The sequence below is a fragment of the Actinoplanes sp. NPDC048791 genome, from assembly GCF_040650095.1.
GTDB lineage: Bacteria > Actinomycetota > Actinomycetes > Mycobacteriales > Micromonosporaceae > Actinoplanes.
In genome coordinates this window covers 1-8,107 of the sequence record NZ_JBEZGQ010000324.1, presented here as the reverse complement: position 1 = coordinate 8,107, position 8,107 = coordinate 1, and the positions used below count along the sequence as shown (strand labels likewise).

The following is an 8,107-nucleotide window of genomic DNA, read 5'->3' as shown; positions in this document are numbered from 1 at the left end:
CGGCGGGCGGCCGCCACCCTCGGAGCCCTCGCCACCGGCGGCGGCGGGCGCGTCCGCGGGCGCCTCGGCACCCTCGGGGCGGACCTTGTCCAGGTAGATCTTGCCGCGGTTGTCGATGTCCGCGATCGAGACCTCGACCTTGTCGCCGACGTTGAGGAAGTCCTCGACCTTGTCGACCCGCTTGCCGTCGCCCACCTTGGAGATGTGCAGCAGGCCGTCGCGGCCGGGCAGCAGCGAGATGAACGCGCCGAACGCGGCCGTCTTGACCACCGTGCCGAGGAACTTGTCCCCCGCCTTGGGCATCGTCGGGTTGGCGATGGCGTTGATCCGCTCCACCGCGGCCTCGGCCGCCGGGCCGTTGGTCGCGCCGACGTAGATCGTGCCGTCGTCCTCGATCGAGATGTCCGCGCCGGTCTCGTCCTGGATCGCGTTGATCGTCTGGCCCTTCGGGCCGATGACCATGCCGATCTTGTCGACCGGGATCTTGACGCTGGTGACCCGCGGGGCGTACTCGCTCATCTCGGCCGGGCTGTTGATGGCCTGGTCCATGACGCCGAGGATCGTGGTGCGGGCGTCGTGGGCCTGCTGCAGAGCGGCGGCCAGCACGTCCGACGGGATGCCGTCGAGCTTGGTGTCGAGCTGCAGCGCGGTGACGAACTCCGGGGTGCCGGCGACCTTGAAGTCCATGTCGCCGAACGCGTCCTCGGCGCCCAGGATGTCGGTCAGCGTGACGTACTCCGTCTTGCCGTCGACCTCGTCGGAGATGAGGCCCATGGCGATGCCGGCGACCGGCGCCTTCAGCGGCACACCGGCGCTGAGCAGGGCCAGCGTCGAGGCGCAGACCGAACCCATCGAGGTGGAGCCGTTCGAGCCCAGGGCCTCGGAGACCTGGCGGATCGCGTACGGGAACTCCTCGCGCGTCGGCAGCACCGGCACCAGGGCCCGCTCGGCCAGCGCGCCGTGGCCGATCTCGCGCCGCTTCGGCGAGCCGACCCGGCCGGTCTCACCGGTCGAGTACGGCGGGAAGTTGTAGTTGTGCATGTAGCGCTTGGACTTGTCCGGGGACAGCGTGTCCAGGGACTGCTCCAGCCGCAGCATGTTCAGCGTGGTGACACCCAGGATCTGGGTCTCGCCCCGCTCGAAGAGCGCCGAACCGTGCACGCGCGGCAGCACGCCGACCTCGGCGGTCAGCGGACGGATGTCACGCGGGCCGCGGCCGTCCATGCGGACCTGCTCGCGGAGCACGCGGTTGCGCACCTCGGACTTGGTGACCGAGCGGAACGCCGCGCTGATCTCCTTCTCGCGACCCTCGAACTGCGGGCCGACGAGCTCGACCGTCTTGGCCTTGACCCGGTCGAGGGCTTCCTCGCGGTCGGCCTTGCCGGCGATCTTCAGCGCCTCGGCGAGCTCGCCCTTGGCGGCGTCCGAGACGGCGGTGTACACGTCGTCCTGGTAGTCCAGGAAGACCGGGTATTCCAGCACCGGCTTGGCGGCGACCTCGGCCAGCTCGTTCTGCGCGCGGCACAGCTCGCGGATGGCCGGCTTGGCGGCCTCGAGACCGCTGGCCACGACCTCCTCGGTCGGCTTCGGCGCGCCCGCGGCGATCAGGCTCAGCGCCTGCGGGGTGGCCTCGGCCTCGACCATCATGATCGCGACCTCACCGTCCGGCAGCGTCCGGCCGGCGACGATCATGTCGAAGGTGGCCCGGGCCAGCTCCTCCAGCGTGGGGAAGTTGACCCACTGGCCGTCGATGTGCGCGACCCGGGTGGAGCCGACCGGGCCGCTGAAGGGCAGGCCGGAGAGCTTGGTCGACATCGAGGCGCCGTTCATGGCGACGACGTCGTACGGGTGCTGCGGGTCGAGCGCGAGGACGGTCTCGACGACCTGGACCTCGTTGCGCAGGCCCTTGGTGAACGACGGGCGCAGCGGCCGGTCGATCAGGCGGCAGGTGAGGATGGCGTCCTCGCTGGGACGGCCCTCACGCCGGAAGAACGAGCCGGGGATGCGGCCCACGGCGTACATGCGCTCCTCGACGTCGACCGTCAGCGGGAAGAAGTCGAAGTGCTCCTTCGGCTGCTTGCCGGCCGTGGTCGCGGAGAGCACGGTGGTCTCGCCCAGCTGGACGATGACCGAACCGGCGGCCTGGCGGGCCAGCCGGCCGGTGGAGAAAGTGATCTCGCGGGTGCCGAACGACCCGTTGTCGATGACGGCGGTGCGAGTCTCGGTGCCGAGAGCTTTCTGCTCTGTCATGTGGTGCGGTACTCCTTCGTCGAGGACCCGGCGGTTCACACAGCGCGGAAGAGGCTGGCCGGTCTTCGATCGAAGTACCCGAGATTGATTTGCTCGGGAACCACTACCGAGGACCGGGGCCGGTGGCCTGGTGCCGCGCGGGTCCGTGGGTAAAGCTCGGGGGAAGCGGCCAGGCGGCCACTCCCCCCGTCGAATCAGCGGCGCAGGCCGAGACGCTCGATCAGCGTCCGGTAGCGCGCGATGTCCTTCTTCTGGACGTAGTTCAGCAGGCGGCGGCGACGGCCGACCAGCAGCAGCAGACCACGACGGCTGTGGTGGTCGTGCTTGTGCACCTTGAGGTGCTCGGTCAGGTCGGCGATCCGCTTGGTGAGCATCGCGACCTGCACCTCGGGCGACCCGGTGTCGCCCTCGAGGGTCGCGTACTCGGTCATGATCTTGGTCTTGGTCTCTTGGTCGAGCGCCATGTTCTCCGTGATTCTGTGTTGCCGATTTCATACGGTGTCCCGCCCCTGCTGGGGCGGGCTCGCGGCCCGCGGCGTCGGGCAGGCAGGCGAGTCCGGTCGTCGGAATAGCCGACGTCACGGAAAGCTTATCAGCCGCTCAGATCTGCGGCCGGGCGAGCAGCCGCCGGGTCTCCTCGACGTCCTCACGGATCTGCGCGACGAGCGGCTCGATGCCGGTGTAGACCCGCTGTTCGCGCAGGTGGGCGACGAAGTCGAGGCTGACCCGCTCGCCGTACAGGTCGCCGGCGAAGTCCAGCACGTAGGCCTCGACCCGGCGCTCGCGGCCGGAGAAGGTGGGGTTGGTGCCGACCGAGACCGAGGCCGGCTGCGGGCCGCCGTGCTTGCCGCCGCGGATGAGCCAGGCGGCGTAGACCCCGTCGGCCGGGATGGCCGCATAGCGGTGACACATCAGGTTGGCGGTCGGGAAGCCGAGCTCCCGTCCGCGCTGGTCACCGCGGACGACCACGCCGGCCAGGCGGTGCGGGCGGCCGAGCGCGGCGGCGGCGGCCGAGACGTCCCCGGCGTCGACACAACTGCGGATGTACGTGGACGAGAAGACCAGATCCTGCTCCGCGACCAGCGGCGCCTCCTCGACCGTGAAGCCGAAGGTGCGCCCGAGCCGGGTGAGCATGGCCAGATCCCCGGCCGCCTTGTGGCCGAAACGGAAGTTGTCCCCCTCCACCACGACCGCGGCGTGCAGCGCGTCGACCAGCACGTCGTGCACGAAGGCCTCGGCGCTGAGCTGGGAGAACGCCGGGGTGAAGGGCACCACGCAGAGGGCGTCGACACCGAGCTGCTCGATCAGCTCGGCCTTGCGCACCGGCTCGGTGAGCACGGCCGGGTGCGAGCCGGGGCGGACCACCTCGGCGGGGTGCGGGTCGAAGGTCACGACGACCGACTGGAGGCCGAGATCCCGGGCGCGCTTCACGGTGTGCCCGATGATCGCCTGATGGCCGCGGTGCACGCCGTCGAAGACGCCGATGGTCACCACCGATCGGCCGAACCCGCCCGGTACGGCCTCGTACCCGCGCCACCGCTGCATTTCCACTTACCTTCCTGGAGTGTCCGGGGGTAAGCGTATCGGTCTCCACGACTGCCTGAAACGCTACAGTTAGTCCTGATATGCGCGCTGACTGGAGCCCCCTCGTCCTGCTAGCGGCGGAGTTCACCTTCGCCGTCCTCTTCCTGCGCGCCCTGGTCGGCTACCTGCACCGGCGCGACCCGTTGCAGCGCGACGTCACGCTGGTGTTCGCGCCCTGCACGGTGCTGTTCTGCGTCGACATCGCCCGCCGGATCAACGGCGAGGCCCTGCCGCTGTGGGTCAACGCCGTCTCGCTGACCGCGCTGCTGGCCCAGCCGTACCTCACCGTCCGGCTGGCCGCCCGGCTACGGTCGGTGCCCGTCCGGCTCCAGCGAACCGTTCTGATCGTGCAGGCGGTGGTCGCCGCCTGGCTGGCGTTCGCGCCGCGCCCGCTGCGCCCGGCCGAGTTGTTGACCGCGGTCACGTCGTTCCTGATCGCCGAGCTCATCGCGGCGGCGCTGCTGTTCGGCAAGGCCCGGACCCGGACCGGCGCGAACCGGGCCCGGCTGATGATCGCGGCCGGCGCGACCGCCGCCTTCGGGCTGATGATCGTGCTGATCGGCATCGCCGCGGTGCCCGGCACCAGCCCGGTGTTCGACACCGCCAACCGGGTCCTGGCGCTGGTCTGCGGGTTCGGCTACCTGATCGCCTTCGTGCCGCCGAACTGGCTGCGCCGGTCCTTCTCCGCCACGGCCGCCCAGTCGGTCACCGAGCGGCTGCTGCGGGCGCCCGCCGAGTCCGCCGAGCAGGTCTGGCAGATCTACGCCGACATCATGCGGGCGCAGACCGGCGCCGACGCGGTGGCCGTCCTGATGCCGCGGGCCGACGGCATGCTCGCTCCGGCCGCGTACGCCGGTCCCCGGACGGCCGCGCCGGACGGCCTGGGCTTCGCCGACATCACCGCGCTGATCCGGGCCGGCCAGCCGGCCCGGCTGCGCGACAGCGACGCGACCCTGGTCGCCCACTTCGGCGACGACCTCGGCGACGACTTCGTGACCGTGCTGAGCATGCCGGTGCCGCCGGACGCCGAGGGGGCGGTGCTGCTGTTCAACCGTCATCGCAGCCTGTTCAGCGACGACGACCTGCGGCTGCTCGCGGCGCTCGGCGGCCAGGCGGGCGTGCTGGCCGAACGCCAGGCGGTCACCGCGGCGCACCGCCGGCTGGCCGCCGAGCTCAGCACCTCCGTCGAGGCGCTGACCCGGGCCAGCCAGGCGAAGAGCTCGTTCCTGGCCAACATGAGCCACGAGCTGCGGACCCCGCTGAACGCGATCATCGGCTTCAGCGATCTGATGCGGCTCGAGGAGCCCGACGGCGACCGGCGCCGGGTGCCCGCCGACTGGGTGGACCACATCCACACCAGCGGGCGGCACCTGCTCGGCCTGATCAACGACATCCTGGACCTGGCCAAGGTCGAGGCGGGCCGGCTGGAGCTGCGGCTGGCCCCGCTGCGGGTCGACACCGCGGTGAGCGAGCTGCTGACCGGCCTGGCCCCGCTGCTGTCGGCCAAGAACCTGACCGTCACCACGACGCTGCCGGAGGCCACCGCGCTGGTGGACCGGGTCCGGTTCCGGCAGATCGTGGAGAACCTGCTGTCCAACGCGATCAAGTTCACCCCGGACGACGGCGCGATCTCCGTCACGGTCGGCCAGTCCGGCGACCTCGTCGAGGTGACCGTCGCGGACACCGGGGTGGGCATCGACGAGGACGACCTGGAACGGGTCTTCGAGGAGTTCCAGCAGGTCGGCGACCCGGACCGGCAGCGGGCGGGCACCGGCCTGGGGCTCGCGCTGACCAAGCGGCTGGTCGAGGCGCACGACGGCGAGATCAGCCTGATCTCCACGCCGGGGCAGGGCAGTGCGTTCACCGTACGGCTGCCGGCCGCGCCGGTCCTGCAGCTCGACCAGGGCCCGGACGCCGGCGCCCGGGTGCTCCTGATCGAGGACGACCCGCAGTCCGCGGAGCTGCTCAGCACCCAGCTCGTCAGCGCGGGCTACCACGTCGAGGTGGCCGGCACCGGCGAGGCGGGCCTGACCGCGGCCGGGGCCCACCCGCCCGACGCGATCGTGCTCGATGTCGCCCTGCCCGGCATCGACGGCTTCGAGGTCATCCGCCGGCTCAAGGCCGATCCGCGGCTCGCCGAGATCCCGGTCTTCTTCGCCACCATCATCGACGAACGGCAGGCCGGACTGGCCCTGGGCGCCGACGACTACTTCGTCAAGCCGGTCGACCAGGCGGCCCTGCTCGGCGCGCTGGCCCGCAAGATCGCGCACCGGCCGGTGCCGCGGGTGCTGGTCGTCGACCACGACGACGAGGTGCGCAAGGCGATCGAGGACGGCCTGCGCGCGGGCGGCGCCGACGTGGTGGCCTGCGCCGACGGGCGCGACGGCCTGGCGCTGAGCCGGGAGAGCCACTTCGACCTGATCGTCTGCGACATGCAGTCGCCGGAGGTGGACGGGTTCAGCATGCTGGCCGCCATCGAGCAGGACCCGGCCACCCGGCACACGCCGGTGCTGGGCCTCACCGCCGCGGCGGGCCAGCTGCGGGAGCCCGGCGACGCGGCCCCGCTGGTGGCCACGGCGATGGCCGGCGGCGTGGTGGCGACCGCGATGGCCGGCGGCGCCGGCTGGGAAGCCCTGGCCCCGCTGCTCGGCGGATCCGGCACCGGCACGAAGGCCGACACCGGCGCCGGGTCCGGCACCGCCACGAAGGACACGAAGGAGATTCCGTGACGGCCGAGAACCCCCGGATCCTGCTGGTCGAGGACGAGGAGCTGAACCGGACCCTGGTCAAGGCGGTGCTGGCCCGCGCCCAGATCACCGCCGTCCGCGACGCCGAGGTGCTGGACGCGTCGACGCTGGCGAGTGCGCGTACCCAGCTCGGTGCCGAGGACATCGACCTGATCCTGCTGGACATGAACCTGCCCGACGGCAGCGGCCTCACCCTGGCGAGCGAACTGGCGGCGGGCACGGTCGCCGCGGGCCGCCCCCGGCCCACCGTCGTCGCGGTGACCGCGAGCGTGCTCCCCCAGGACCGGGAAGCGGCGCTGCGGGCGGGCTGCGACGGCTTCCTGGACAAGCCGTACGCGGCAGCGGATCTCGTCGCGACGGTGGCCGAGCACCTCTCCCGGCGCGACAGCCAGGGCTCTTAAGCCGGGGCCAGCACGATCTCGACGCGCGCCTTGCCGTCGCGCTCGGAGACGATGGCGAGCACGTCGCCGGCGGTGTTGAAGACCGCGTACGGGCCCTCGATGCCGACCGGCTGCAGCGGGCCGCCGTGGCTGAGCACCCGGGTCTCCTCGGCGTCGGCCTCCCGCTGCGGGAAGGCCCGCCGGGCCGCCTCGGCCAGCGGCAGCGAGATCACGTCGGGCGCGCGTTCCTCCAGCTCGGCGAGGGTGGCGGCGGACGCGAGCGTGAGATCACCGACGGCCGTGCGGCGCAGCGCGGTCAGATGCCCGCCGACCTCGAGGGTACGGCCGAGGTCCCGCGCGATGGCCCGGATGTAGGTGCCGCTGGAACAGGTGACGTCGATGTCCACGTCGACGAAGTCACCCTCGTCGGGGCGCCGTACGGCCAGCACCTCGAGCCGGGAGACGGTGACCTTGCGCGCGGCCAGCTCGACCTCCTCGCCGTCCCGGACCCGCTTGTACGCCCGCTGCCCGTTGACCTTGATGGCACTGACCGCGCTGGGCACCTGCTCGATCTCACCGGTCTGCGCGGCGAGCCCGGCCCGGATCGCCGCCTCGGTGACCCCGGCGGTGGAGACGGTGGCGGTGACATCACCCTCGGCGTCGTCGGTGATCGTGGTCTGCCCGAGCCGGATGGTGGCGGTGTAGCTCTTGCCGGCGCCGATGACGTACGTGAGCAGCCGGGTGGCCCGGTTGACCCCGATGATCAGCACGCCGGTGGCCATCGGGTCGAGGGTGCCGCCGTGCCCCACCCGCCGGGTCTTGGCCAGCCTCCTGATCCGGGCGACCACGTCGTGGGAGGTCATCCCGGCCGGCTTGTCCACAACGATGAGCCCGTCCACGTTCACGGCTCCACCCAACCAGACCGGCCCGGTCGCGGGTCAGGCCGGGGTGAGGTTGCCGGCGACCCGCTCGAGCAGGGTGACCAGGGTGGCGTACTCCTGCTCGGACAGGCCGTCGGTGACGCGGGCCCGGAACGTGCGCACCCGCTCGGCGACCCGGTCGTGCGCCGCCCGCCCGGCGCCGGTCAGCCGGAGGACCGGCCCGGCCTGCGCCTCAGCCACCCGCCGGGCGCTGGTCAGGCCGAGG

Annotated in this window: 7 protein-coding genes; 2 read left to right on the top strand and 5 right to left on the bottom strand. The window is 72.1% G+C overall.

Going from position 1 to position 8,107, the window contains the following annotated elements:
• From AB0C29_RS22865 to AB0C29_RS22855, 3 genes are all read right to left on the bottom strand, one after another.
• On the bottom strand, positions 1 to 2,250 hold a 2,250-nt coding region (locus tag AB0C29_RS22865), incomplete at its 3' end, for a polyribonucleotide nucleotidyltransferase (protein ID WP_360823373.1).
• Positions 2,251 to 2,444: 194 nt separating this feature from the next.
• Positions 2,445 to 2,714, bottom strand: coding sequence for a 30S ribosomal protein S15 (rpsO, locus tag AB0C29_RS22860; protein WP_023561775.1), 270 nt, complete (start codon positions 2,712 to 2,714; stop codon positions 2,445 to 2,447).
• 136 nt (positions 2,715 to 2,850) lie between these two features.
• The gene (locus tag AB0C29_RS22855) at positions 2,851 to 3,795 is read right to left on the bottom strand and encodes a bifunctional riboflavin kinase/FAD synthetase (protein WP_360549790.1); all 945 of its coding nucleotides are present in this window, start codon (positions 3,793 to 3,795) and stop codon (positions 2,851 to 2,853) included.
• Positions 3,796 to 3,875: 80 nt separating this feature from the next.
• Here AB0C29_RS22855 and AB0C29_RS22850 point away from each other — a divergent pair, with 80 nt between their 5' ends.
• On the top strand, positions 3,876 to 6,563 hold the full coding sequence (locus AB0C29_RS22850; RefSeq protein WP_360823371.1) for a response regulator: 2,688 nt from the start codon (positions 3,876 to 3,878) through the stop codon (positions 6,561 to 6,563).
• Positions 6,560 to 6,982 (top strand): response regulator, encoded by a 423-nt coding sequence (locus AB0C29_RS22845; RefSeq protein WP_360823368.1) that lies wholly within the window; start codon positions 6,560 to 6,562, stop codon positions 6,980 to 6,982. Before AB0C29_RS22850 ends, AB0C29_RS22845 begins: the two co-directional genes overlap by 4 nt.
• Here AB0C29_RS22845 and truB read toward each other — a convergent pair.
• Positions 6,979 to 7,866 carry a tRNA pseudouridine(55) synthase TruB gene (gene truB, locus AB0C29_RS22840; protein ID WP_360823365.1) on the bottom strand — a complete coding sequence of 296 codons (888 nt, stop codon included), beginning with the start codon at positions 7,864 to 7,866 and terminating at the stop codon, positions 6,979 to 6,981. The two genes, AB0C29_RS22845 and truB, sit on opposite strands and share 4 nt — an antisense overlap.
• Positions 7,867 to 7,899: 33 nt before the next feature.
• Positions 7,900 to 8,107: hypothetical protein (locus tag AB0C29_RS22835; protein WP_360823362.1), on the bottom strand; the 208-nt coding region annotated here is incomplete at its 5' end.